21 protein-coding genes and 2 other RNA genes are annotated in these 26,014 nt (G+C 66.0%); 10 read left to right on the top strand and 13 right to left on the bottom strand.

The genetic code is table 11. The features are described from left to right. Nucleotide 1: 1 nt before the first annotated feature. From ACD584_RS17980 to ACD584_RS17970, 3 genes are all read right to left on the bottom strand, one after another. Nucleotides 2-1,072, bottom strand: coding sequence for an alpha-ketoacid dehydrogenase subunit beta (locus tag ACD584_RS17980; protein WP_175611716.1), 1,071 nt, complete (start codon nucleotides 1,070-1,072; stop codon nucleotides 2-4). Next, nucleotides 1,065-2,153: a pyruvate dehydrogenase (acetyl-transferring) E1 component subunit alpha gene (gene pdhA / locus ACD584_RS17975; RefSeq protein ID WP_076037355.1), complete on the bottom strand. Its 1,089-nt coding sequence runs from the start codon at nucleotides 2,151-2,153 to the stop codon at nucleotides 1,065-1,067. The genes ACD584_RS17980 and pdhA overlap by 8 nt, the downstream gene beginning before the upstream one ends. Nucleotides 2,154-2,330: 177 nt before the next feature. Further along, nucleotides 2,331-5,912: a lamin tail domain-containing protein gene (locus tag ACD584_RS17970; protein ID WP_076037354.1), complete on the bottom strand. Its 3,582-nt coding sequence runs from the start codon at nucleotides 5,910-5,912 to the stop codon at nucleotides 2,331-2,333. A 659-nt stretch (nucleotides 5,913-6,571) separates the two neighbouring features. On the opposite strand from ACD584_RS17970, the gene ACD584_RS17965 reads away from it, so the two are divergent. From ACD584_RS17965 to ACD584_RS17955, 3 genes are all read left to right on the top strand, one after another. After that, entirely contained in the window at nucleotides 6,572-7,468 is an 897-nt protein-coding gene (locus ACD584_RS17965) for a tryptophan 2,3-dioxygenase (protein ID WP_011035685.1), read from the top strand. 408 nt (nucleotides 7,469-7,876) lie between these two features. After that, nucleotides 7,877-9,397, top strand: coding sequence for a peptide MFS transporter (locus ACD584_RS17960; RefSeq protein WP_040940481.1), 1,521 nt, complete (start codon nucleotides 7,877-7,879; stop codon nucleotides 9,395-9,397). 11 nt (nucleotides 9,398-9,408) lie between these two features. Then, complete coding sequence (locus tag ACD584_RS17955; protein ID WP_076037353.1) at nucleotides 9,409-9,999, top strand: thioredoxin family protein; 591 nt, start codon at nucleotides 9,409-9,411, stop codon at nucleotides 9,997-9,999. A 497-nt stretch (nucleotides 10,000-10,496) separates the two neighbouring features. On the opposite strand, the gene ACD584_RS17950 is transcribed toward ACD584_RS17955, so the two are convergent. Further along, nucleotides 10,497-10,985 (bottom strand): MarR family winged helix-turn-helix transcriptional regulator, encoded by a 489-nt coding sequence (locus ACD584_RS17950; RefSeq protein ID WP_011035688.1) that lies wholly within the window; start codon nucleotides 10,983-10,985, stop codon nucleotides 10,497-10,499. 122 nt (nucleotides 10,986-11,107) lie between these two features. On the opposite strand from ACD584_RS17950, the gene hppD reads away from it, so the two are divergent. The 4 genes from hppD (at nucleotide 11,108) to ACD584_RS17930 (ending at nucleotide 14,751) form a co-directional block, all read left to right on the top strand. Beyond that, nucleotides 11,108-12,223, top strand: coding sequence for a 4-hydroxyphenylpyruvate dioxygenase (gene hppD, locus ACD584_RS17945; protein ID WP_070689502.1), 1,116 nt, complete (start codon nucleotides 11,108-11,110; stop codon nucleotides 12,221-12,223). 277 nt (nucleotides 12,224-12,500) lie between these two features. Then, a complete protein-coding gene (locus ACD584_RS17940) occupies nucleotides 12,501-12,893 on the top strand; it encodes an endonuclease domain-containing protein (RefSeq protein WP_076037351.1) in 393 nt (130 codons plus the stop codon). A gap of 99 nt (nucleotides 12,894-12,992) precedes the next feature. Beyond that, nucleotides 12,993-14,297 (top strand): homogentisate 1,2-dioxygenase, encoded by a 1,305-nt coding sequence (gene hmgA, locus ACD584_RS17935; protein ID WP_162277032.1) that lies wholly within the window; start codon nucleotides 12,993-12,995, stop codon nucleotides 14,295-14,297. A 378-nt stretch (nucleotides 14,298-14,675) separates the two neighbouring features. Beyond that, nucleotides 14,676-14,751, top strand: a non-coding RNA gene (locus tag ACD584_RS17930) — sX9 sRNA. 96 nt (nucleotides 14,752-14,847) lie between these two features. Here ACD584_RS17930 and ACD584_RS17925 read toward each other — a convergent pair. After that, a complete protein-coding gene (locus ACD584_RS17925) occupies nucleotides 14,848-15,441 on the bottom strand; it encodes a hypothetical protein (RefSeq protein ID WP_076037349.1) in 594 nt (197 codons plus the stop codon). 189 nt (nucleotides 15,442-15,630) lie between these two features. Between ACD584_RS17925 and ACD584_RS17920 the strand changes: the two genes are divergently transcribed. Beyond that, a complete protein-coding gene (locus tag ACD584_RS17920; protein ID WP_076037348.1) occupies nucleotides 15,631-16,281 on the top strand; it encodes a lectin in 651 nt (216 codons plus the stop codon). A 111-nt stretch (nucleotides 16,282-16,392) separates the two neighbouring features. Here ACD584_RS17920 and ACD584_RS17915 read toward each other — a convergent pair whose 3' ends face one another. Genes ACD584_RS17915 through ACD584_RS17890 form a run of 6 tightly spaced genes read right to left on the bottom strand, consistent with a single transcriptional unit; the run spans nucleotide 16,393 to nucleotide 22,354 of the window. Beyond that, the gene (locus tag ACD584_RS17915; RefSeq protein WP_070689506.1) at nucleotides 16,393-16,815 is read right to left on the bottom strand and encodes a Na+/H+ antiporter subunit G; all 423 of its coding nucleotides are present in this window, start codon (nucleotides 16,813-16,815) and stop codon (nucleotides 16,393-16,395) included. After that, nucleotides 16,812-17,096, bottom strand: a complete 285-nt coding sequence (locus ACD584_RS17910) for a K+/H+ antiporter subunit F (RefSeq protein ID WP_011035695.1) — start codon at nucleotides 17,094-17,096, stop codon at nucleotides 16,812-16,814. Before ACD584_RS17910 ends, ACD584_RS17915 begins: the two co-directional genes overlap by 4 nt. Then, nucleotides 17,093-17,599, bottom strand: coding sequence for a Na+/H+ antiporter subunit E (locus ACD584_RS17905; RefSeq protein WP_076037347.1), 507 nt, complete (start codon nucleotides 17,597-17,599; stop codon nucleotides 17,093-17,095). The genes ACD584_RS17910 and ACD584_RS17905 overlap by 4 nt, the downstream gene beginning before the upstream one ends. After that, nucleotides 17,596-19,155, bottom strand: a complete 1,560-nt coding sequence (locus ACD584_RS17900; RefSeq protein WP_076037346.1) for a monovalent cation/H+ antiporter subunit D — start codon at nucleotides 19,153-19,155, stop codon at nucleotides 17,596-17,598. The genes ACD584_RS17905 and ACD584_RS17900 overlap by 4 nt, the downstream gene beginning before the upstream one ends. Then, complete coding sequence (locus ACD584_RS17895; RefSeq protein ID WP_005990640.1) at nucleotides 19,152-19,526, bottom strand: Na+/H+ antiporter subunit C; 375 nt, start codon at nucleotides 19,524-19,526, stop codon at nucleotides 19,152-19,154. The genes ACD584_RS17900 and ACD584_RS17895 overlap by 4 nt, the downstream gene beginning before the upstream one ends. Then, the gene (locus ACD584_RS17890) at nucleotides 19,526-22,354 is read right to left on the bottom strand and encodes a monovalent cation/H+ antiporter subunit A (protein WP_076037345.1); all 2,829 of its coding nucleotides are present in this window, start codon (nucleotides 22,352-22,354) and stop codon (nucleotides 19,526-19,528) included. The genes ACD584_RS17895 and ACD584_RS17890 overlap by 1 nt, the downstream gene beginning before the upstream one ends. A gap of 164 nt (nucleotides 22,355-22,518) precedes the next feature. Between ACD584_RS17890 and ACD584_RS17885 the strand changes: the two genes are divergently transcribed. Further along, complete coding sequence (locus tag ACD584_RS17885; RefSeq protein WP_175611715.1) at nucleotides 22,519-23,421, top strand: NAD(P)-dependent oxidoreductase; 903 nt, start codon at nucleotides 22,519-22,521, stop codon at nucleotides 23,419-23,421. A gap of 47 nt (nucleotides 23,422-23,468) precedes the next feature. Here the strand turns inward: ACD584_RS17885 and ACD584_RS17880 are convergent, their stop codons facing one another. Then, nucleotides 23,469-23,954, bottom strand: coding sequence for a DUF962 domain-containing protein (locus ACD584_RS17880; protein WP_070689509.1), 486 nt, complete (start codon nucleotides 23,952-23,954; stop codon nucleotides 23,469-23,471). A gap of 316 nt (nucleotides 23,955-24,270) precedes the next feature. Between ACD584_RS17880 and ACD584_RS17875 the strand changes: the two genes are divergently transcribed. Continuing rightward, a non-coding RNA gene (locus tag ACD584_RS17875) (sX9 sRNA) lies at nucleotides 24,271-24,345 on the top strand. 3 nt (nucleotides 24,346-24,348) lie between these two features. On the opposite strand, the gene ACD584_RS17870 is transcribed toward ACD584_RS17875, so the two are convergent. Next, nucleotides 24,349-25,944: a M4 family metallopeptidase gene (locus ACD584_RS17870; protein ID WP_076037343.1), complete on the bottom strand. Its 1,596-nt coding sequence runs from the start codon at nucleotides 25,942-25,944 to the stop codon at nucleotides 24,349-24,351. Between the last annotated feature and the right edge of the window lie 70 nt (nucleotides 25,945-26,014).

Raw genomic sequence — 26,014 nt, 5'->3', positions numbered from 1 at the left:
GTCAGCCTGCAGCCGCCGCGCGGCGGGCGGCGGTGACGATGCGCTCCACGCTGGGCAGGAACTTCATCTCCAGCCGGAACAGCGGGATATGCGTGTCATAGCCGGTCACCCGTTCCACCGGGGCGAGCAGGTCATACATCGACTTTTCGGCAAGCTGCGCAGCGATCTCCGCACCGAAACCGGCGGTGCGCGGGGCTTCCTGCACGATCACGCAGCGGCCCGTCTTGGCCACCGATTCAGCAATGGTGTCGAAATCCAGCGGGCGCAGCGTGGCCACGTCGATGACTTCGGCGCTGATGCCTTCGCCGGCCAGTTTGTCGGCTGCTTCCAGTGCTTCCTTCACCTGCGCGCCCCAGGTCACCAGGGTGACGTCGGTGCCGTCGCGCAGCACGAAGCAGACATCCAGCGGCAGCGCTTCGCCATCATTGGCCACCACTTCCTTGTACTGGCGGTAGATGCGCTTGGGCTCCATGTAGATCACCGGATCCGGGTCGCGGATCGCAGCCAGCAACAGGCTATACGCGCGTTGCGGCGAAGACGGCAACACCACGCGCAAACCGGGCACGTTGGTGAAGATGGCTTCGTTGGCTTCGCTGTGGTGTTCCGGTGCGCGGATGCCGCCGCCCCACGGCACGCGCAGCACCATCGGGCAATGCAGGCGGCCACGGGTGCGGTTGCGCAGGCGTGCGGCGTGGCAGATCAGGTGATCGACCATGGGATACACGAAGCCGTCGAACTGCGCTTCGGCCACCGGCTTCATGCCTTGCGCGGCCAGGCCGACGCTCAGCCCGGCGATGGTGGTTTCATCCAGCGGCGTGTCGAGCACGCGCGCGCTGCCGAAGCGCTGCTGCAGGCCGGCGGTGGCGCGGAACACGCCGCCGTTGACGCCCACGTCCTCGCCCAGCACCAGCACCGCGGGGTCGTGTTCCAGCTCCCAGGCCAGCGCCTGGGTGATGGCTTCGATCAGGGTGATGGGCGAACTCATGGCGATCTCTCCGCGCGTGGCAGCGGCGTTGTAAGGGGCACTGGCCTGCTGTGAGCCGGCGAGCTGTGCGTGGTTGAGCTCATCCATGACGGGCCTCCAGGGCGATGACCTCGGCGCGCTGGGCCAGCAGTTCGGCCGGCGGGTCGCCGTACAGATAATCGAACATCGCTTCCACCGGCTGCACCGGGGTATTGAGATACGCATTGACCTCTTCGTCGATGCGCGCGCCGCACTCGGCCTTCCAGGCGTCTTCCTGCGCCTCGTCCCACAGACCTTGCGCGGTGAGGTAGCGGCGCAGGCGCAGCATCGGTTCGCGTGCCCAGGCCTGCTTCACTTCTTCCTCGCCACGGTAGCGGCGGGCGTCGTCGGCGGTGGTGTGGTCGGTGAGGCGATAGGTGAGGAATTCGATCACGGTGCCGCCATCGCCGGCCAGGGCGCGCGCACGTGCCTGGCGCATGGCTTCGAGCACGGCGATGAGGTCGTTACCGTCCACCTGCAGGCAATGCAGGCCGCCGGCCAGGCCCTTCTGTGCCAGCGTCTGCGCACCGGTCTGCGCCGAGCGCGGCACCGAGATCGCCCAGCCGTTGTTGATCACGCACAGGATCAGCGGCAGCGTGTAGGCGCCGGCCGAGTTGAGCGCGGCGTAGAAGTCGGTCTTGGAGCTGCCGCCATCGCCGCAGCACGCCACTGCCACCTGCGCCTTGCCCTGCAGCTTGAACGACAGCGCCGCGCCGGCCGCGTGCAGGCATTGGGTGGAAATCGGCACGCAGATCGGGAAGTCGATCGCCGCATCGGCGTCGCGCGGGTAGTCGCTGCCGCGCTCGTCGCCGCCCCAGTACAGCAGCACATCGCGTGGACGCACGCCGCGTTCGAACATGGTGCCGTACTCACGGTAGCTGGGCGCGAACACATCGCCGCTGCGCATCGAGGCACCGATGCCCACATGGGTGGCCTCGTGGCCCAGGCTGGCGGCGTAGGTGCCGAGCTTGCCGGTGCGCTGCAGCGCGATCGACTTGCTGTCGAAGGTGCGCACGAACAGCATGCGCTTGAACAGGGCGAGCAACTGTTGCGGGTTGGCGGCGTCGGCCGGCAGATCGTCGCGGACCAGTTGGCCGTCCGCGTCCATGTATTGCAGATATTCGATTTCGAACTGCGCGGCTACGCTCATTGCGGCGACACCTTCATCAAGAAGTTTCAAATGATATGAGTTGCGATGTTAAGGACGGCGAAGCAAAAAGCTGTCCTGCACCGCAGCACACAATGATGCTGGGTTGCACAAAAAAAAGGGCGCGGACCAGGCCGCGCCCTTTGCCACAGTTGAAAACTGCGACGTGTTGCAGTGCGATCAACGCCGCCCGGCGCCGCCTCCAATCGGAGTGCTGATCCGCGCAGCGTTGTCGGCCGGGTTCGTATCCGGTGAACTGGAGCTGGCCGTGGCCTGCACCTGCACCGCGCGTTCGGCCGGGATCGGCTTGGTCGCCACGGTCAGCTGGAAGGCGGTCTGCGCACCGGGCTGCAGCGCAGCCGCAGTGGTGCAGACGAACACCGCACTGCGCAGCGACTGCAGCTGCTTGTCGCAGCGCCAGCCGCGTGGGGGCACCAGCAGCGACAGCGCAGACAGCGTGTTGCCCTCCACGCGCACGCTGACGCCGGTTGCCGGTGCGTTGCCGCGGTTGTCCACCAGCACGCGATAGCTCGCGTTGAAGGCGGTGGTCGGCAGGCTGGCGGGGCCTTCCAGACGCACCGCCAGATCGCTGCGCAACCGGGCCTGCACGGCCACCTTGGCGGTGTCGGTGTTGTTGTCCGGCTGCGGGTCGGGCGATTGCGAGGCGACCGAGGCGGCCAGGGTAAGGGTGCGACCCGCCAGGTCCGCACCGGCATCCAGCTGCACGGTGAAGCTCTGCGCGTTGCCGGCGGCCAGGAGCGGCGCGGTGCAGGTGACCACGGTCTGGCCACCGGTTTCAGGCGGGTTGCAAGTCCAGCCCGGCGCCGCGGTTACACGCGGACTCACAGCTGCATCAAACGCCAATGCCACAGCGGGGAATGCCGCGCTGTTCGGACCGCCGTTTTCCACATCCACGGTGTAGTCGATGCGCTCGCCTTCGAGCACCTGATCACGTGCTGCAGTGACCGCCACGCGCATGTCTGCATTCACCTGCGGCGTCATGCGCAACAGCACCACGGTGGGGTCGTGATCGGACAGGCGGGTGGGCGTATTGGCATCGTTGCGCGCGGTGCCGGGGAAGTCGGCATTGATGCGTGCATGGCCCACCGACAACGAGGCGATGTTGGATGCGCGCATCAAGGCGTCGTTGGCCAGGATGTGGTCCAGCGACTGCACGTTGCCATCGAACGCGTAGGAGTAACTCTGGTCCGGTGTGTTGAACCAGGTCAGGTCGGTGTAGTCCGGGTCGACCAGATCGATGCCATCACCGCTGACCACCGTCTGCGCATCCGCTGCCGGCTTGCCGGTGACCGTGCCCATTGCGTCCACATAGCCATCGTTGAACTCGAACGCGTTGAAGTCGCCCATCACCAGCACGCGTTCGGCCGGATCCTGCTGCTGGCGCGCCTGCAGCAAACGCGCCAGGTAGCTGGCCTGCGCCTGGCGCTTGGCACGGATGCGGGTGCCGGCGGCGTCATCGGTTTCGGCGCCGTTGAGCGAACGCTGATGCACCACGATGGTGGTCAGCGGCAGCACGCGGCCGTCGGCCTGATGCACGCGGGTGCTGAGCACCAGCGGCGGGCGGTCGTTGAGCAGGCTCACCGCGCCGCCCGGTTCGGTCCAGGTGGTGGCCTTGCCTTCCTGCGCCACCGAAACCACTTCGACGCGCGGTACACCGCCGCTGACGTCGGCGGTCTTGACCAGGAAGCCGACGTCGATGCCGCCAACGTCATTGCCTTCCTGCAGATACGCCACGTACTTGGGATCCTGCTGGCCGGCGGCCACGGCGTCGGCGTTGATGCGGGCAGCCAGGGTCTGCAGCACGCTGATGTTTTCCACTTCCACCGTGCCCAGGATGTCGGGCGTGTGCAGGTAGTTGCGGATCGCCAGCGAGGCCTTGTTGAGGCGGGCCTGGAATGCAGCCGGGGTGAGCACCGGTTCACCGATCGCCGGGTCGTTCTGGTCGTCGAAGAAGCGCTCCATGTTGTAGGTGGCCACGGCCACGTCGTCGGCCTGCGGCATCGGTGCCGGGCGCGGCTGGTCGGCACCGTTGCAGTTCACTTGCGGGGTGCGTTCCGGATACAGCGTGTAGCGGCGGAAGCTGTAATCCAGCGGGCCGGTGGCACCGATCACCACACAGCCCGATGCCAGATCCAGCCGCTCGGCGCCCACGCCGGCACTGCCGACGGCGATCACTTCCGGATTGGTATTCCAGCGCGGCACCCCAGCGGGCGAGCCGGCCGGCAGCGGGTCGGGCAACTGCACGCCGGGCTCGCGGAAGGCACGCGGCAAGCCGGTGACCACCGCATGGAACACGCCGTTGCTGGTGGCGGTGGCGGTGGTCTCGTTGACGTTGCCGCCGGTGGGCGCATTGACGGTGAGGCTGGGCGCCGCCACGCGCATGCCTTCCAGCGCTTCGAGCTGATCAAAGGCGCCATTCGGGTTGGGCAGGGCCGGGCTCAGCAGCACGGGCTCAGGCAGCGCGTTGCCGGTGGAATCCAGCAGCACGGTCAGGGTGCCGCCAATTTCGGTCAGCGGCGGCTGGGTCGGGTCGGCGGTGGGCACGTATTCGATCACCGTGCCCTGCACGCGCACCCGGTTGCCGATGGCGGCGGTGTCCGGCGGGGCGCTGCCGGTATAGACGTAGACGCCTTCGGAGGTGGCCTGGTCGGCATCGGCTTCGGCCGTGGGCGCCTGCAGGAAGAAACCGGCGCTGCGGCGCGCAGTGACGATCCCGGAGGTCGCCGCCACCTGGCCTTCCAGCGGCGAGCGTGCGCCCTTGCCCTGGATGGCATGGATCGGCAGCAGCTGGAAATCGTCGTTGACGATGGTGCCGGTGGCGCTCAGCGTAGCCGGCAGCGCGCCGGTGAGGCCGCTGATCTGCAGGGTGAAGGTTTCATCGGGTTCGGGCGTGATGTCACCCAGCACCTCTACCGCGACGGTGGCAGCGCGCTCGCCTGCGGCGATCTGCACGCTGGTGGCGGGCAGGGCGACGTAGTCGCTGCCGGCCACGGCGGTGCCATTGGCGGTAGCGGCGGTGAAGCGCACGCCACCGGCACCGGCCGGCTGGCTCAGGCTCAGCGTGAACACGACGCTGCGGCTGCCGGCGTTGCCTTCGGCCTGGCTGACATCGGCCAGCGTGGCGATCGGCTGGCCGCCACCGCTGCACAGCCGTGCGCCGCTGGCGGCATTGCGCGGGGCCGGGGCGCCAGCGGCGAAATCGGCGGCGTTGTTGTTGGTGTCGCTGCAGCCTTCGCCGCCGCGCAGCACCGCCAGCGTGTTGCTGGGCGCCGGGGCGGGCGCGTTGCCTTCGGCGCAGCTGGCATTGCTGCCGTAGCCGACCAGATCAGCGTATTCGGTGGGGCAGGTGCCGCTCAGCGCGGCGGTGCTGTTGCGCAACGCCACCTTGCCGGCAGTGCCGCTCATGGCCAGCGTGCCGGTGGCATCGGGCGTGGGCAGCGCAACGCTGCCGCCGCTGCCATCGGCCTGTTTGATCAGGTAATAGCCACCGGCCGGCACTGCGCCCGCCAGTGGTGTGGTCTGCCAGCTGCTGCCGGCGGCCGAGGCGTATTGCACCGACCAGCCGTCCAGGCTGACCGTGGTGGTGCCGGTGTTGTGCAGCTCGATGAAATCGCTGCGGAGGGTGGCGCCACTGTTGCCGCCACCGCCGTAGACCTGGCTGATGACGACTTCGGCGCTGGCGTGGCCGGCAAACGCCAGCGCACAGACGAATAAGGCTGCACGACGCTGCAACACTTGCATGAGATGAGAGTCCCCTGATCCTTGAGACGTGGAGCGCTCCCCTGGTCCGGCCACGTCCCTGGCCGGCAGCGCTGTTCGATTCTGCATGAATTTGCAGACCTAGGTTGACGATACGGTGACACCGGCGCAGTGGCTGCGACTGCGCTGGCGGCTGGCCGGGTGGTTCAGAAGCGAAACACCTCCCCGTCTGCCACGCCCGGACGTGCGGCGTCCGATGAGTGGCCGTGTCTCGCGCGGCACGCTGTGCGGGCAGCCAGCTTGCGCCCGAGCACGGCGGCCCAGCGCTGAAAGCAGCCAGGTAGCCAGGCAATGCGGGCTGTGCTCGCCCGGCCCCGGAACGGGCGCCAACCAGACGCCGCAGGCATCCACGCCCTCGCACCGGGTGCGGACGAGCAACGGACGCCTGGTTCATCCATCCCGGCCACCCGGGATGCGCATTCACTGGGGCCACGCCTCGAATGGTTACCGACCTGGACGGCACCGGCGCAGTTCGGTTCCATCCCGGCGGCGACGCCCATCCACTCTCAACCGCCAACCGCCAACCGCCAACCGCCAATCCCCAATCCCCAATCCCCAATCCCCAATCCCCAATCCCCAATCCCCAATCCCCAATCCCCGCCGCTGAGCTACCCTGACCGGCCCGATCCATTTGCATCGCCATGCCCGTCGACAAGAACCTGCGTGACCTGGAACCCGGCATCCACACCGATCTGGAAGGGCGGCTGACCTACGGCGGCTACCTGCGCCTGGACCAGTTGCTGAGTGCGCAGCAGCCCTTGTCCGAGCCGGCGCACCACGACGAAATGCTGTTCATCATCCAGCATCAGACCTCCGAGCTGTGGCTGAAACTGCTGGCCCACGAGCTGCGCGCGGCCATCGTGCACCTGCAGCGCGACGAGGTCTGGCAATGCCGCAAGGTGCTGGCGCGCAGCAAGCAGGTGCTGCGCCAGCTGACCGAGCAATGGTCGGTGCTGGAAACGCTGACCCCCAGCGAGTACATGGGCTTTCGCGATGTGCTCGGCCCCTCATCGGGCTTCCAGTCGCTGCAATACCGCTACATCGAGTTCCTGCTGGGCAACAAGAATCCGCAGATGCTGCAGGTGTTCGCCTATGACCCTGCCGGCCAGGCACGGCTGCGCGAAGTACTGGAAGCCCCGAGCCTGTACGAAGAATTCCTGCGTTACCTGGCGCGCTTCGGGCATGCGATTCCGCAGCAATACCAGGCCCGCGACTGGACCGCTGCGCACGTGGCCGACGACACGCTGCGGCCGGTGTTCGAGCGCATCTACGAAAATACCGACCGCTACTGGCGCGAATATTCGCTGTGCGAAGACCTGGTGGATGTGGAAACCCAATTCCAGCTGTGGCGCTTCCGGCACATGCGCACGGTGATGCGGGTGATCGGCTTCAAACGCGGCACCGGCGGCTCCAGTGGCGTGGGGTTCCTGCAGCAGGCCCTGGCACTGACCTTTTTCCCGGAGCTGTTCGACGTGCGTACGTCCGTAGGCGTGGACAACCGACCGCCGCAGGGGAGTGCGGACGCTGGGAAGCGCTGAGCGAGGCAAAAGCTTGGCAACGCAGGGGGGGCGCTGAAGCTCGGGAGAGCACTTACCCGGGAAAGTACTTAGTGGAGAAGTCGCTCGAAGCCCCTCTCCCGGCGGGAGAGGGGTTGGGGTGAGGGTACGGGCCTCATCCCCGGGATCAGCTACTTGCTGATGCTCGTACTTCGGCGATCGGCACCACCCAGCGACATCGCACCCTCATCCGCCCTGCGGGCACCTTCTCCCAGCGGGAGAAGGGGAAGCGGGCATGCGGCGGTGGGAGATGCGGGCGTTTCCACCCATCCCCATCCGGTCGCCGAGTCCGGCGAATTTGACGCGTACATGACGTCTAAGTGATCCTCGCGCGTCGCCCCGGGTTCGTCCCAGGCACCCAGCCATTACTGAATACGCAAGGGACACTTCATGAGCGTTGACGCTGCCGCGCCGACTTCCGCCTCCACTCCGCCGCAACCGCCTGCGCCTCCCCAGTTCCCCACCTTGCTCGGCCACCCCCGGCCGCTGTGGATGCTGTTCATGACCGAATTCTGGGAACGTTTTGCGTTCTACGGCATTCGTTGGGCGCTGGTGCTGTACATCGTGGCGCAGTTCTTCGGCGGCGAAGCCAGCGGCCAGGCCCCGGCCGGGCGCACCTACGGCGCCTATCTGGCGCTGGTGTACGCGGCGGCGATCTTCGGCGGCTACGTGGCCGACCGCGTGCTCGGCTACCAGCGCTCCATCCTGGTGGGCGCGGCGGTGATGGCCACGGGCCTGTTCCTGATCGCGGTGCCCAACCATGTGGTGTTCGAGATCGGCCTGGCCACGGTCGTGGTGGGCAACGGGCTGTTCAAACCCAACATCTCCACCATGGTCGGCAAGCTGTATTCGGTGGCCGACCCGCGCCGCGACAGCGGGTTCACCATCTTCTACATGGGCATCAACCTCGGCGCGATGATCTCGCCGGTGCTGACCCAGCTGCTGGCCGAAAAGGTCTTCGGCACCGAAGCCATGCCGTCCTACAAGATGGTGTTCATGGCCTCGGGCGTGGGCATGCTGATCAGCCTGGTCTGGTTCTGGATCGGCCGCCGTCAGCTGGCCGGCATCGGCGCACCGGCGCCCAACGCGCAGGGCATGGGCCGTGTGCTGATGGTGCTGGGCGGCTGCCTGGTGTCGATCCCGGTGGTGTATTTCCTGCTGGCAGTCGGCGCGGATGTGCTGCAGGCGGTGCTCACGGTGCTGTTCATCGGCCTGTCGGTGCTGCTGTTGATCGAAGGCATCCGCGAGGGCAAGGTGCAGCGCGACAAGGTCATCGCGATGCTGATCATCTTCGCCTTCAACGTGCTGTTCTGGATGTTCTTCGAACAGGCCGGCAGCTCGTTCACCTTCCTGGCCGACAACATCGTCAACCGCACCTTCGGCGATTGGACCTTCCCCACCGCCTGGTTCCAGTCGGTGAACTCCATCGCCATCATCGCCCTGGCGCCGGTGATCGCCTGGATCTGGGTCAAGTCCGGCCGCTTCAATCCGTCCATTCCGCGCAAGTTCGGCCTGGGCCTGATCTTCAACGGCCTGGCGTTCCTGCTGCTGATGTTTGCGCTTTCCAGCCTGGTGAGCGACGCCGGCAAGATCCCGTTCTGGACCTTGTTCATGGTCTACGTGATTCAGTCGGTGGGTGAGCTGTGCCTGTCGCCGATCGGCCTGTCGATGGTGACCAAGCTGGCCCCGGTACGCCTGGTCGGTTTCGGGATGGGCGGCTGGTTTTTGTCTACCGGCATCGGCAACAACCTGTCGGGCATTTTTGCCGGTCATGTCAGCGGTAGCGAAGGCATGAGCGTGTCCTCGGCCCTGGGCGGGTATACCTTCGGGTTCTGGGCCCTGCTGGGCGCTGGCGCGTTGCTGTTCCTGATCGCGCCGTTGATCAACAAACTGATGCATGGTGTGAAGTGAGGAGAACCGCAATGCCGATCAAAGTGACTGTCTGTGGCCTGCTGATGGCAGGTCTGTTGAGCGCCTGCGGGCAGCCCACCGACCAGCAACAGGCGCCACGGCCGCTGGACACCTCCATGCAGAAACCGCCCAGCGCCGATCCCAGCCAGCCGGTGTCCTCGGGCAACACGCCCACCGCGGCGGATATCGCTGCGGCCGCTGCGCTCAATGCGCAGTACGACCCCTCGCGCGATCCGGCAGCGGATCTGGAAACGGCCAAGGTCGAAGCCAAGCGCGGTGGCAAGCGCATCGTGCTCAATGTCGGCAATGCCGCGTGCGCGCCGTGCCAGGCACTGGACGAGGTGATGGGCGGCGATGCGGAGCTGCGCAGCTTCCGCGACGCGCATTTCGTGGTGGTCAAGGTCAACCGCGATGCGTCCAACGAGAATGCCGCGTTCCTGTCGCAGTTCGCCCAGCTCAACGACTTCCCCTCGCTGCTGGTGCTGGACAACAACGGCAAGCCGCTGACGCTGCAGGCCGGCCCGGAACTGCGCAAGGGCGATGGCTACGACCGCAAGAAGCTGTTCGACTTTCTCAAGCAGTGGGCACCGCCGGACGCCTGAGCACGGTTCCTGCTGGAGTTAAAACAAAACCCCCGCCAGTGCGGGGGTTTTTGTTGAGGGTGGCTTGCTGGGACGCTGCGTGCCGCATGTGCCCAAGCCGATCCGGGCGTGCAGGTGCGTGGCAGTGGACGCCCAGCAGCGTAGATACCCGATGCGGTGGTGCAGGGACGTGCTGTCTAGCGCAACGCAACGCAACGCACCGCGCTCTGCCGGGAATGGCGCGATGACGCCGGCTGCGAATGCGCGCACGGGAAGCGGCGCAGTGGGCGGCGAACCTGTGACTGCGCAAGACCGCGCGGCTCTGCTCGCGTAGCCGCGGGTCGCGGCACACGTCGCAGGCCAACGCCACAGCACATGCAATGCTGGCCGCGACAATCTCATGCCATCGCCATGCGGCGCATCAAACAGACCGCAGGCGTTCTCTTCCAGAACGCGGATGGCGCACAGCGCACGACCGAACCAGCGCTTCTCCCCGAAGCTGCACCGCAGACCCGCACTCAGTCCTTGCTGGCCATCCGCGGCAACCCGTCCTTGGCCAGGCGGTCGATCAGCCGTTCCAGCGTCTGCTGTTCTTCGGCGCTGAACACCGACATCAGCCGCTGCTCCATCTCGTTGACCAGCGGTGCCACGGTTTCGTACACCTGGCGCCCGGCCGGCGACAGCGCCAGCATCGAGCGGCGGCGGTCGTCGCCGTGCGTTTCGCGGCGGATGAAGCCCCGTTCCAGCAGGCGCGCCACCGCGCGGCTGACGGCAACTTTGTCCATCGCCGTGCGGTCTGACACTTCACTGGCCGAGGAGCCCGGATACAGTGCCAGGATGGTGATCACCCGCCACTCGGGAATGGCCATGCCATAGCGGTCGCCGTAGACCTTGGCGATGTTGCCGCTGATGCGGTTGGACAGCACGCTGAGGCGATAGGGCAGGAACTGCTCGAGATTGAGCAGGACGGGATGCGGCGATGGTGTGGGGGTGTCGAGATCGCTCATGTTGCACTGTGTCTTGATTTTGGTTTCATTTGCAACTACAAACGGAGGGTGGCCTGCGCATTCTCGCGGGTCTTCTGCCACCCCGCATAGCCCCGCGGGCGCCCTAGCGTGGAGAAACGACGATGAGCGCACAACCGAACACCACTGCAACGCGCCCGGACCCGGGCATGCAGGTCACCACCTTCGAAAATCCGATGGGCATCGACGGGTTCGAATTCGTCGAATTCGCCGCCCCCGCCGGCCAGGCCGTGCAGTTGCACGACTACTTCCGCAAGATGGGCTTCACCGCGGTGTTGCGCCACCGCAGCCGCCCGATCACGGTGTATCGCCAGGGCGGGGTGAACTTCCTGCTCAACGAAGACCCGGATTCGTTCGCGGCCGATTTCGCCGCCGCGCACGGCCCGTGTGCCTGCGGTTTTGCGATCCGCTTCCGCACCCCGGCCGACACCGTGCTGCAGACCGTGCTCGGCAACGGCGGCGAAGCCGTGCAGAACAAGCCCGACACGCGCGCGGTGCCGGCGCCGGTGGTCAAGGGCATTGGCGATTGCATGCTGTACCTGGTGGACCGCTACGGCGAGGCGGGGAGCATCTACGACGCCGACTACGAGGCAATCGAAGGCGCCGACCAGCATCCGGCCGGCTTCGGGCTCACCTTCATCGACCACCTGACCCACAACCTGTACTTCGGCAACATGCAGCAGTGGTCGGATTACTACGAGCGGCTGTTCAACTTCCGCGAGATCCGCTACTTCGACATCAAGGGCGCCAAGACCGGCCTGGTGTCCAAGGCGATGACCGCCCCGGACGGCATCGTGCGCATTCCGCTCAATGAGTCCTCCGACCCGAAGAGCCAGATCAACGAATACCTGGACGCTTATCAGGGCGAAGGCATCCAGCACATCGCCTGCTTCACCGACGACATCTACACCTCGGTGGAACGGATGCGCGCTGCCGGCGTCACATTCCTGGACACGCCGGACACCTATTTCGATGTGGTTGACCTGCGCATTCCCGATCATGGTGAAGACGTCGAGCGCCTGCGCCGCAACAAGATCCTGATCGACGCCGACGTGGACACCAAGCAGCGCAAGTTGCTGCAGATCTTCACCACCAACTGCATCGGCCCGATCTTCTTCGAGATCATCCAGCGCAAGGGCAATGAAGGCTTCGGCGAAGGCAACTTCCAGGCCTTGTTCGAAAGCATCGAGCGCGATCAGATGAAGCGTGGGGTGCTTTGATAGCCGGGATGGGTGATTCGCTACTCGGGATTTGTGGTTGCTGCCATTAATTGCTTCGGTGCGGTTTTGAGTGGTGCAGATTGTTGCGGTGCCGCGCCTGGCTGCCCGTGATGTCGGATGTGGTTCCGGTACGGATCCGACGAAGCGAGCGGCAAGTGGTCGCGATCAAGCACGACCAGTCAAGGCATTTTTCTGACAACACACAGCAACGAAGACGCACGTAGTCAAAGCCCCTCTCCCTGCGGGAGAGGGGTTGGGGTGAGGGTACGGTGGAGCGATGAAAATCAAACCACCATTACCCACTGTCACACGCACCCATGCGCGCGCATTACGCAAAGAGCTGACAGACGCAGAACGCGCACTTTGGCGCTGTCTACGCAGCAACCAGCTACACGATTTCAAGTTCAGACGTCAGCATCCGATTCCGCCCTACATCGCAGATTTTTGTTGTATCGATGCAGCATTGATTATTGAGCTGGATGGATCGCAGCACCAAGCATCCAGCGATCAGGCAAGGACGCGGTGGCTTCAATCGAAGGGATGGACAGTGCTGCGGTTCTGGAACAACGATGTGTTGCTTTCGCTGGATGCGGTGGTTGAGGCGATCTGTCATGTCGTTGCGCCGCCGTACCCTCACCCCAACCCCTCTCCCGGTGGGAGAGGGGCTTGATCCGCCAGGCTTGAGCTCTTTTTCGGTAAGAGCGGCTTGATCCAACTCGATCCCACCCTTCTGCTGTCGTGGAGGGCGGGTCAACATCCGGACGCACCCATGCACAACGACCAGCGTTACATGACCGGCTTCGGCAATGAATTCGCCAGCGAGGCAGTAGCCGATACCCTGCCGGTTGGCCAGAACTCGCCGCAGCGTGTGGCGCACGGGCTGTATGCCGAGCAGTTGTCGGGCACTGCATTCACCGCGCCGCGTAGCGAAAACCGGCGCAGTTGGCTGTACCGCATGCGTCCTGCCGCGGTGCACGGGACGTTTTCGTTGATCGAGCAGTCGCAGTTCCACAACGATTTCGGCCACGGACCGGTGCCGCCGGACCAGCTGCGCTGGAGCCCGCTGCCGTTGCCGCAGACACCCACCGATTTCATCGAGGGCCTGTATACGATGGCCGGCAACGGCGGCCCGGAAGCAATGAACGGCGTGGCCGTGCATCTATATGCGGCCAATGCCTCCATGCAGGATCGCTTCTTCTATAACGCCGACGGCGAGCTGCTGCTGGTGCCGCAACTCGGGCGCCTGCGCGTGCACACCGAGCTCGGCGTGCTGGAGCTGGAGCCGCAGCAGATCGGGGTGATTCCGCGTGGCGTGCGCTTCCGGGTCGAGCTACGCGACGACACCGCGCGCGGCTATGTCTGCGAAAACTTCGGTGGCTTGCTGCGCCTGCCCGACCTGGGGCCGATTGGCAGTAATGGCCTGGCGAATCCGCGCGACTTCGAAACCCCGTGTGCGGCTTTCGAGCAACGCGAAGGCCGCTTTGAACTGGTGGCCAAATTCCAGGGCCACCTGTGGCGTGCGGACATCGGCCATTCGCCACTGGACGTGGTGGCCTGGCACGGCAACTACGCGCCGTACCGCTACGACCTGCGCCGCTTCAACACCATCGGTTCGATCAGCTTCGATCATCCGGACCCGAGCATTTTTACGGTGCTGACCTCGCCCAGCGACACGCACGGCACGGCCAACATGGATTTTGCGATCTTCCCGCCGCGCTGGCTGGTGGCGCAGAACACCTTCCGCCCACCGTGGTTCCACCGCAATGTGGCCAGCGAGTTCATGGGGCTGGTGCACGGCGTGTACGACGCCAAGGCCGACGGCTTCGCGCCGGGCGGTGCGTCGCTGCACAACTGCATGAGCGGCCACGGCCCGGACGCGGCCACCTTCGACAAGGCCTCGCAAGCGGACCTGTCGCGGCCGGACGTCATCACCGAGACGATGGCCTTCATGTTCGAAACCCGCGCCGTGCTGCGCCCCACCGCGCAAGCGCTGCAGGCACCGCATCGGCAGGGCGATTATCAGCAGTGCTGGGCGGGGTTGCGCAATGCATTTCAGGCGCCGCCGGCTAGCTGAGTGCGGTAGCGCCGGCTCAATAGTGTGGTGTTGAGCGGTGCCTCATGACGCTGCACGCTGTTGCGCATTAACCCTAAGTCTCGCAACAGCACGAGCGTTCCGAAGCATCTTCGATGGCCGTTGCGATTTTTGCTGAGGGATATGGGCGGTTAACCAGCGAACAAATGCAAAACGCGGACGACACCCGGTGGCTACGTTTACGTCGGATCCATCGGGTTCATCGCCAGCTGCATAGCGACAGCATCGGCAGCAACGCAGCTCCTAAGGAGCTTACGTTTCATCAGTTGCATCGCGTGACCAGCTGGCGTTGAGCTAAAGAGCAGCTATCAAAACGACTGCACAGCCGCCAGGCGGGCGCGGCCGCTGCTCGGAATCGGCATGTACCCCTCACACTCCGGTTCCTCCGCGCCGGCCGCACCCACCTGACAACAACTGCTCGCCACGTTTGTTAGCTGCTCTAAGCCAGCATCTTGATGGCATGCCGTAAGTCGATTGCAGCCACCGCATTCGTTTCCAAGCACATGCGTCGTGCTACCCATCGCCGCGTCAACTAAACCGATGCGTTATCCGCATGGCGCACGACTGATTCCGCAGCCGCTGCAGTCGCTTCACCCAGCGTGTCAGGCAGCAACTCCGCACTGCGCGTACGCACGCGTTCGGCATAGCTGGCTGAGGTGAATTGCGGCAAGGCCTGCAGTGCCTCGGCGATGGCGGCATGAATCTCGATGTCGCTGCGTGCGGCCTGCAGGCGACGGTGCAGCAGGACCGTGACCGGGTTGCGCTGCAACTGCAGGATATCCAGCAGATACAGGCGTGCGTTGGTGGTCGCGCGCCGCCGCTGTCGTTGTTGTTCTTCTTCGCTCAGCAACGGTGCTGCCGGCTCGGCGTCGCTGAGTGCTGAAGGTGCTTCAGCGGCGGCGGAGGGCGGCGCCGCGTTGGTCGCCACGCCTGCACCCAGGTGCAGGTAGCCCAGCGCACACAGGGTCTGCACCAGCGTGGCGGCCTCGCCGCCCAGCAGCGCCGCCAGGGTGTCCAGATCGCGCTGGCCATCGGCCAGGATCAGTGCACGGCGCTGCAGCAAGGTCAGCGGACTGCGATGGGATTGCAGCGCGGTCAGGGCGAGATGGGTCTTGCGTGGGTACATGGCGGTAGTCCTGCGAAGTCGCCAGGGTGACTGTCGCCAATGAAGCGACGATGACATCGGCGACCGCATGGCGGCAGGCGCCGTGAACGCCCCAAGCCGCGCACCTGCCATGCCCCGAACACGCAACGCCTGCACATGGCCGCGATGCGCACTGTGTAGGCTGATGGCGACTTGGTAGGGAGTGCAGGCATGACATCCAGACTGATTGCAGTGATCGCGTTCGCGGCATTGGCCACCGGCTGCAGCCGCACCGCTGAAACCCCGGCCGCGGATGACGCCACTGCGTCCAGCCCGCCGGCAGCGCCCGCCGCCGAGGCGGACCAACCGCGCGGCGACGTTCCGCCGGCCACCGCGCCGCCGGGCAGCCTGCCGCCACGCCTGCGTCAGGACCCGGCCGCATTGGCGCGCCTGGATGGCTATGGCGACGTGCGCCTGGGCATGGACGCCGCGCAGGCGCGTGCGGCCTGGGGCGGTGCCTTACGCGGCGATGCAGCGGCCGATGGCGGTTGTTACCTGTTGCGCCCGCAGTGGGCCGACGACGCGCGCCGCTTCGGTTTCATGTTCGAGGGCGACCGGCTGGTGCGTTACCAGACCAACGAGCCCAAGGAAGTGGCGCCCGGTGGCGGGCGGGTGGGCATGACGGCTGCCGAGTTGCGCGCGCTGTATCCCGATGGCCTGACGGAACAACCACACAAGTACATCCCCGGTGCGCTGAGCCTGCGGCATGCCGACGCGCAATCGCAAAGCGCGCTGGTGTTCGACACCGATGCCGACGGCAAGGTGACCAGTTGGCGCGTGGGTGTGGCGCCGCAGGTGGATTACGTGGAAGGCTGCGGCTGATCCGGGCAGCGCAGCGCGGTGCTATACGTCAGTGTCGCCTGCGTTCAATGACCAAACCCGCATCGAACGCAGCATCGCGGGACAACCGGAGTGCGCTGACCAGTCAACCCATCAACCGCCGGAGTTGTGCTCCGACGTCGACCGGTCCGGCGTGGTTTCCATGTTCTCGCCCACATCGCCTTGCGCCGGCGGCAGCCCTTCTTTTTGCATGTCGCCGTGGTTGGGGACTTCCGGGCGGTCTTCCATCATCAGCGACAGCGCGGCCTTGGCCATCATGTGCGCGCTGATCGGCGCGGTGATGAACAGGAACACGGTGATCAGCAACTCACGTGGTTGCGGGTCCACGCCCAGGAAAAGGTGATAACCGACCGAGCCCAGCAGCACGCAGCCCACGCCCAGCGTGCTGGCCTTGGTGGGCGCATGCAGGCGCTTGAAGAAGTCCGACAACTTCACCAGCCCGAACGCGCCGATCAGGATGAAGAAGGTGCCCACCAGCAGCAACGCGCTGAGCAGATATTCGGTGAGCGCGATCATTCGACGATATCCCGGCGCAGCACGTACTTGCTGAGCACCACGGTGCTGCCGAAGCCCAGCATGGCGATCACCAGGGCAGCCTCGAAGTAAATCGGCGAATCCAGGTACATGCCCAGCAACATCAGCTCGGCAATGGCGGTGATGGAGAGCGTGTCCAGTGCCAGGATGCGGTCCGGCACGGTGGGCCCGCGCAGCAGCCGCCAGAGCGACATCAACATGGCCAGCGCCACCGCATGCATGCACACGACGATGGTCGTTTCGATGAAGGTATGGCCGGTCATGGAAAGATCTCCATCAGGGGCGTTTCATAGCGTGACTTGATCTCGGCGATCAGCGCATCCGGGTCATCCAGATGCAGCACATGCACGAGCAGGTATTTGCGGTCGTCCGACAGCGCTGCCGACACCGTGCCCGGCGTCAGCGTGATCATGCTGGTGAGCGCGGCGATGCCGTGGATATTCTCGATGTCCAGCGGCACCCAGATAAAGCCGGGCTGGATACGCGATTCCGGCCCCAGCACCTGCAGCGCCACCTTGATGTTGGAGCGCACGATATCGACAGCGGCCACCAGCAGCATGCGCGGTACCGAACGCAACGAGCCGATGCGCGCGAACTCGCGGTCCAGCCGCGCGGCGAAGATCGGCACCACCCAGCCGAGCAGCAGACCGAGCACCCATTGCTGCGGCCCGAAGCTGTCGCTGAGCAGCAGCCAGAACAGGAACACCATCACGCTCAGCGGGCGCGAGGGAAACAGCCGGCGTTGCCAGGACACCTGCGCGCTCATGGCTGCCTCCGTTGCGGCGTGGTCCCGCGCACCCGTTCCAGATACGCGCCGGGGTCACGCAGCTGCGCACCGGCCGCATCGGTGTAGTGCATCAACGGGCCGGCACCGATCGTCATCGCCACCAGACCGCTCAACAGGATGATCGTGGCGGCGGTTTCCACCGGGCGCATGCGCGCGCGCCGTTGCGGCAGGCGCTCCGGTGCATCGTCCTGGACCGCCTCTTCCACCGCCTCGGGCACGCGCCAGAACAGGCGCACGCCTGCACGCGTGAGGCCGATCACCACCAGCAAACTGCTGCCCAGCACCGCGCCCCACACCGGGGCTACCAGGTCGCCGGGCACATGCTGCAGCAGCGCGGCCTTGGCCAGGAACCCGGACAGCGGTGGCAGGCCAGCCACGGCAACGGCCGCAATCATGAACATCGCGCCGGGAATCGCCCGCCCAGGCAGTGGGGCAACCACTTCCTTGCGATCGCTGGCGCGACCACGGCGCCGGCGGATCAGGTCCGAAACCATGAACAACGCCGCCGCCACAAAGCAGCTATGCGGCAGGTAATACAGGCCGGCGCCCAGCGCACGTGCATCGTCCAGCGAGAAGGCGATGAACAACGTCGCCGCCGAAAACACCACCAGGTACGACACCATCACCCGCAGCCGCGATGCCGCCATCACGCCGAAGGCCGCCATCACCAGCGTGCCGATGCCCAGCCACAGCAGCGCGTGCCGGCCGAAGCCGTACAATGCGCCTGCGCCGGCACCGAACCACAACGACGACACCCGCAGCACCGCGTACAGGCCCACCTTGGTCATGATGGCGAACAAGGCCGCCACCGAGGCCGGCGCGCGCGAATAGGTTTCCGGCAGCCACAGGTACAGCGGCAGCAGTGCGGCCTTGCTGCAGAACACCAGCAACAACAACCCCAGGGTGGCCTTCGCCAGCGGCACGTCCGGTGCGGGCAGGGTGGCGATGCGCTGCGACAGCTCGGCCATGTTGAGTGTGCCGAACAAACCGAACAACAGCCCCAGCGCAATCAAAAACAGCGTGGAGGCGCAGACGTTGAACACCACGTAGTGCAGGCCGATACGCATCTGCAACCCGCGCCCGCCGCTGAGCAGCAGGCCGTAGGAGGCGATCAGCATCACCTCGAAGAACACGAACAGGTTGAAGATATCGCCGGTCAGAAATGCCCCGTTCAAGCCCATCAGCTGGAACTGGAACAGCGCATGGAAGTGCGGCGCGCGGCGGTCCCAGCCGGCGCAGGCGTGCAGCAGGCAGGCCGCGCCGAGCACCAGCGTGGTCATCAGCATCCACGCGGCCAGCCGGTCGCCCATCAGCACGATGCCCAGCCGCGCCGGCCAGTCGCCCAGCAGGTACACCAGCACCTCGCCGTGCGCAGCGCGGGCGAACAGGGCGACCACTGCCACCGCCAGCAGGGCCATGCTGGTCCAGGCCACGGCGCGCTGCACACGCGGGCCATAGCGGCGGTGTTCGACAAACAACGACGCCGACGCGCCAAGCATCGGGATCAGGATCGGCAGGATCAGCAGATGGTTCATCGGCGCGCCTCACGCGTGTCTTCGCCGGTATCCGCATCTTCGTGCGCATCCACGTGGTCGCTGCCGTTGTCGCTGCGGCTGCGGATCGCCAGCACCAGGCTCACCGCGGTCATCGCGAAGGCAATCACGATCGCGGTGAGCACCAGCGCCTGCGGCAGCGGGTCGGTGTGCTGGCTCAGGTCGGCGGCAATGCCGTCGCGCAGCACGGGCGGCTGCCCGCTGCGCAGACGCCCACCGGCGAAGATCAGCAGGTTGGTCGCATACGACAGGAAGGTGAGCCCCAGGATTACATCGAAACTGCGCGCACGCAGCAGCAGGTAGATCGCCAGGGCGGTGAGCACGCCGATCGCGCTTGCCAGTGCCAGTTCCATCAATGCTGCTCCGCAGTGCGCGTCGAACGCTGGGTGGGATCGATCTCGCCGCGATGCGAGTCGCGGGTGCGCGAGGGTTTGATCGTGCCCATCATCGACAGCATCAACATCGCCGCACCGAACACCACCAGATACACGCCGGTGTCGAAGCCCAACGCGCTGGCCAGCTCCAGCTCGCCCAGCCATCCCAGCGGAATCTCGGCGTGCCCGCTGGTGAGGAACGGCCGGCCGAACAGCAGCGAGCCGGCACCACTGAGCAGTGCGCACAACAGCCCGATGCCGATCAGGCGGATGTAGTCGAACCCGAAGCGCGACTCCACCGACGCCGCGCCCTGGATCACGTATTGCATCAGCAACGGCACCGCCAGCACCAGGCCGGCAATGAAGCCGCCCCCGGGCGCGTTGTGGCCGCGCAGGAACAGGAACAGCGACACCGTGAGCGTCAGCGGGAACATGATCTGTGCCAGATCCGCCGGCACCGGCAGCTTGATCGCCGGGCCGGGCATGGTGCGTTCCGGTGCCATGCGCGAGCGCCGCAGCAGCGCGTGCACCACCAGCCCGGCGATGGCGAACACGGTGATCTCGCCAAACGTATCGAAGCCGCGGAAGTCCACCAGGATCACGTTGACCACGTTGCGCCCGTACGCCTCCGGCAAGGCCCGCTGCAGCATCTCGCCAGCGATGGTCGGGCTGGGCTGGGTCATCAACGTGTAGGCCAGCGCCGCCAGGCCGCCGCCGGCAACGACGGCAATGCAGGCATCGCGGAATTTACGCAGCGGCGCGCGTTCCGGGCGCGAGGTTTCCGGCAGGTAGTTCATCGCCAGCAGCATCAGCACCAGCGTCACCATCTCCACCAGCAACTGCGTCAGTGCCAGGTCCGGTGCAGACAGGAACACGAAGGTCAGGCTCACCGCCAACCCGGTGCCGCCCAGCACCAGCACCGCCAGCAAGCGTTGCCGGTACAGGAACAGGCTGCCCAGCGCGCAGGCCAGCATCAGCAGCCACAACGCCCAGCCCAGCAGCGGCATGGGCGCCGGTGTCGGCCACGGTCGCAACGCGCCGCCCTGCAGGAACGGCACCAGCGCCACCACCACCGCGCTGAGCACCAGCAGCATCAACATGCGCTGCAGGTTGCCGTTGGTGATCGCGTCGGTGGCGCGTGCGGAGGCGGCGAACAGCGCCCGCAGATTCCAATTGAACAAGGCCTTGCCCGGCGAGCGGTTTTCGATCGCGTACAGATCCAGCAGCTTGCGCAGCGCCATGTACAGCAGCACGCCGCCCACCACGCCGGCGATGCTCATCGCCAGCGGCCAGTTCAACCCGTGCCACAGCGCCAGGCTGTAATCGGGCAGGCGATCGCCCAGGATCGCGCTGGCACCGGCACGTAGCACCGGTGCCACCGTCCAGGCTGGCACGATGCCCACCGCCACGCAGGTCAGCACCAATACTTCCACCGGAATCTTCATCCAGCGCGGCGGCTCGTGCGGGGTGCGGTCCAGGTCGCGCGGGCCCTGGCCGAAGAAGGTGTCGTGCACAAAGCGCAGGCTGTAGGCCACGCCGAGCAGGCCGGCCATCAACGCCGCGCCGCTGGCGAGCAGGCGCAGCAGCTGCGGGCCTTCGGCCTCCAGCGCCACGGCGAAGAACATTTCCTTCGAGAGGAACCCGTTGAGCAGCGGAATGCCGGCCATCGCCAGCGACGCGGTGATCGCCAGTGCGCTGGTGAACGGCATCAAGCGGCGCAGGTTGCCCAGCTTGCGCATGTCGCGCGTGCCGGTTTCGTGGTCGATGATGCCGGCGGCCATGAACAGCGAGGCCTTGAACACCGCGTGGTTGAGGATGTGGAACACACCAGCCACCACCGCCATCGGCGTGGACAGGCCGAACAGCATGGTGATCAGGCCCAGGTGCGAGATGGTCGAATACGCCAGCACGCCCTTGAGATCGTGCTGAAAAATCGCATGCCATGCGCCCAGCAGCACGGTGATCGCGCCGATGCTGGTCACCGTGTACAGGAACAGGTCGGTGCCGGCCAGCGCCGGGTGCAGGCGCGCCAGCAGGAACACGCCGGCTTTGACCATCGTGGCCGAATGCAGATACGCCGACACCGGTGTGGGCGCGGCCATCGCATGCGGCAACCAGAAGTGGAACGGAAACTGCGCGCTCTTGGTAAAGATGCCCAGCAGCACCAGCACCAGCGCATACGGGTACAGCGGGCTTGCACGGATCAGATCACCCGAGGCCAGCACTGCATCCAGCTGAAAACTGCCAACGATGCGGCCGATCAGCAGCACCCCGCCCAGCAACGCCAGGCCGCCGCCGGCGGTGAGCACCAACGCCATGCGTGCGCCTTCGCGCGCATCCTTGCGATGCGACCAGAAACCGATCAGCAGGAAGGAGCTGAGGCTGGTGAGTTCCCAGAACACCATCAGCAGCAGCAGGTTGCCCGACAGCACCATGCCCAGCATCGCGCCCATGAACAGCAACAAATACGCAAAGAAGCGCGAGGCGCTATCGCGTGCACTCAGGTAGTAATGCGCATACATCACCACCAGCGCGCCGATCGCCAGCACCAGCAGCGCGAACATCCAGGCCAGCCCGTCCATGCGCAGCGAGAACAGCAGCCCGATCTGCGGTAACCAGACATGTTGGCTGCGGATGATTTCCCCGCGCAGCACCGCCGGTGTCAGCAGTGCCAGGATGCCCAGGCCGGCCCACGGCGCGGCCGCAGCCAACCACGCAGTGATCGAACGGGAGGTGCGCCACGACAGCGCCACGGCGGCCGCCATCAGGAACGGCAGCGCGAGCAGAATTTCCAACGGTGCAGGCATGCAGGGAACACGAGATTCGCGAGCAGGCCAGAGAGCTTAACAAACCGTTGACTGACGCCGGCGTCAAGGTGAGCGTGCGCCTGTCGGGAAAACGACAGGATGTGCCGTCGCACCGCCGCGTTGCACTCGGTATGCTGACACTATCGCCACCGCCTGCGTATCTTGTGACTGCTGCCAATCCCGCTCCTTCCGTCGCCGCCGCTGCACCCCGTGCCCTGGTCTTCGGCGGCAGTGGCCAGATCGGCGAACGCCTGCTCACCCGCCTGCTGGGGCGTGGCTGGCAGGTCACCGCCTGGTCGCGCGCGCCGCGCGCCGCACGCGCAGGACTCATCTGGCGGCAAGGTGACCTGGCGGCACCGGCGGTGGCGGGCGAGAGTTTCGAGGTGATCTTCAGCTGCGGCCCGCTGGATCACTTCGCGCACTGGTACGAGACCAACGCGTTGAGCACGCCGCGCATCGTCGCGTTCGGTTCCACCAGCGTGGAGGTCAAGGAACATTCGATCGATGCCGCCGAGCGCGATGTCGCCCAGCGGCTGGCCAATGCCGAACAAGCGCTGTTTTCCGCCGCCAAGGCGCGTGGCGCCGCGGCCACCGTGCTGCGCCCCACCCTGGTCTACGGCGCCGGCCGCGACCGCACGCTGACCCAGATTGCCGGGCTGGCCAGGCGCACGGGCGCGTTCGTGTTGCCGGCCAATGCCACCGGGCTGCGCCAGCCGGTGCATGTGGACGATCTGGCCAGCGCGGCATTGGCGGTGGTCGCCCAGCCGGCCACGCATCAGCGCAGCTATGCGGTGGGCGGTGGCGAAGTGCTGGCCTACACGCAGATGGTGGAACGCGTGCTGGAGGCCTTGCCGCGGCCGGCACGGCTGTATCAGGTGCCGCCTTCGCTGTTCGGTCTGGCGCTCACCACCGCGCAGCGCCTGGGCCGGCTGCGCAGCATGAATACCGCCGCGTTGCAGCGCATGCGCGATGACCTGGTGTTCGACCTGGAGCCGGCGCGGCGCGACTTCGGCTATGCACCGCGTGCGTTTCGCCCGCTGCCGGAAGAGCTGGGCATCGGCGAGTAGCCTGCGTTGGCGTCAGCGCGGTATCGCTGACGCGGGAAATCCGAAGATCAGAACCGCCAACCCAGGTGCCGATACAACTTCGCCAGCACCCACAGCGGCCCGATCAGCAGATAGGTCAGGTCGGTCAGAAAGCTCGGCTTGCGGCCTTCGATCTTGTGGCCGACAAACTGCGCGATCCACGCCAGCACGAACACCGTCACCGCCAGCGTGAACAGGCCGCCCAGGCCCAGTCGGCCCTCGATCAGCCGGCACAGGCAGCCGAAAAAGAAAAAGATCGCCAACATGCCCAGACCAAGCGGCCGCGACAGCCGGTTGTAATACGACCACGCGGCGAACATCGCCAGCGCCGCCCACACGCCGCTGCTGAACCAGGTGCCGCCCACCGGGATGCACCACAGCAAGGCCACCACCGACCACAGGATCGCCGGCACCGCCAGCACGTGGATCTGCTGGTTGGTCGCGTTGCGGTGGTCGTCGGAATAACTGGCGAAATAGCGATCGAGCGGTCGCGCGGTCGTGGTGCGTTCGGTCATGTTCCCTCCCAGGAATCGCCCAAGCATACGCGCGCGGATGGCCGCAGTGGCGCTTGCGGGGCAGCTGCCGGGAACAGGACCTGCCACGCACCAGCGCGTGGCAGGTTGCCTGTGTTGCGTATCACGCTCCGCGCATCGGCGATTGCCCGCCAGGCGGGCGAGGGTGGTGCCGCCAGCGGCGTCGTTCGTTGCGTCCACGCCGGTTGCCGCGCACCGGCCTCGCTCACTGCGGACCACGGCCCGCAGCCAGCCCTAGAGCAGCGATCAAAACGACTGCGCCGCCGCCAGGCGGGCGCGGCCGGTGCGCAAAATCGGCATGTACCTACGTACACGCCGGTTCCTCCGCGCCCTCCGCACCCACCGGACGGCTGCTTGCTCCGTTTTGTTAGTCGCTCTAGTTGACCGAGACCGCACTCCAGGCCGCAGCCACCGCCCGGTACTGGCTGGAGGTGCTGCCATACAGATCGGTCGCCGCGCTGAGCGTGGCACGCCGTGCCGCGGCGTAGTTGGTGGACGAGGTCATGTAGACAGTGAGCGCGCGATACCAGATGCGGCTGGCCGCAGCCCTGCCGATCGCGGTCAACGCCGTGTTGCCGTTGCAGACCAAGCCGGCCGGCGTCACATTCCAGCTGGTACCTGCACCGAAGCCACTCGGCACCACCGCGCCTTCGGCCAACAGGTAATAGAAATGGTTGGCCACACCGGAGCTGTAATGCACGTCGAGCGAGCCCAGGCTGCTGCTGTAGCAGTCCGGTGAATCGCCATCCAGGCTCGGCTTGAACATGTAGCGCAGCGCCAGCGTGCCGGTGGTGTTGCCGGGCACGATCTTCTCGCCGATCAGGTAATTGCCCGGCTGCGCGCTGTTGTTGGCGGAGTACTCCACCATCGCGCCCATGATGTCGGAGGTTGCTTCGTTCAAGCCGCCGGATTCGCCGGAATACACCAATCGCGCTGTCCGGCTGGTCACGCCATGGGTCATCTCATGGCCGGCCACATCCACCGACACCAAGGGTGTAAACGCGCTGCCATCGCCATCGCCAAAGGTCATGCAAAAACAGCTGTCCGACCAGAAGGCGTTGTTGTAGCGGCTGCCGTAATGCACGCGACTACGTGCACCGGCGCCGTCGTTGGCGATGCCGCTGCGTGCATGCGCGGTGCGGTAGTAGTCCCAGGTCAACGCCACGCCGTAATGCGCATCCACCGCTGTTGTCACCGTATCGCTGTTGGCGCCGCTGCCCCATGCATTATCGGCGTCGGTGACCAACGTGCCGTTGCCGGAGGTGCTGTTGCGCATGGTGTATGTGGCGCCGCCACCGCGACTCAGATCGGTCAGCTCATACCCGCTGCTGCAACGCGTGGTCGACAGCGCCACGCTACCGGCATAGAGCGCGCGCCCGGTGCCGGCCGCACTGGTCCCACCGGCGCAGGCGGTATGCACCGTGTCCCAGGACTCGAGAATGCGTTGATCCACCGCATCCACGATGTAATGCATTTCGGTAGGCGTCTGATCGGGTTTGATGCCGCTGTAGATCACTTCATACACCAAGCGCGGCGTGCCTTGGCGAGCGTACAGCGCCAGGCTTGCACGCGGTGCGGCATCGGGCGCCACATCGAAGCGCGTGCCGGCCACGCGCACAGCGGTCGCCGCCTCGATGCCGGGCACCGTGGCCGGGCGTAGCGTGGTGGCCAAGGTCTGGCTCAACTCGCGCATCACCCCGCGCCGCGAATGCACCACCACATCGCCACCGATCACCGGCAACCCCTGATACGTGCGATCAAAACGCACATGCTCGGTGCCATCGGCATCGACAATACTGTCGCGCGCGATGAAAGCATCAGCCGGCGCACGATTGACCAAAGCTGCGGCGTTGTTTCCCAGCAGGGACTGCGCGCGCGATACCACCGCAGGGGTCGACAAATCAGCCGCGGTAGCGACAGCAGAAAACGATAGTGCGCAGCAAATTGCCGCGCCCAGTACATGGAATTGCATGACGACTCTCTCCAGAAAACGTGCAATGCAAAGACCGGCTGCCCCCCCATAGCCGGTCGCCGATGACACC

This window comes from Xanthomonas sp. NCPPB 2922 (genome assembly GCF_041520885.1).
Lineage (GTDB): Bacteria > Pseudomonadota > Gammaproteobacteria > Xanthomonadales > Xanthomonadaceae > Xanthomonas > Xanthomonas campestris.
The sequence above is the reverse complement of the archived record's forward strand: the minus strand, read 5'-3'. Positions and strand labels throughout refer to the sequence as shown.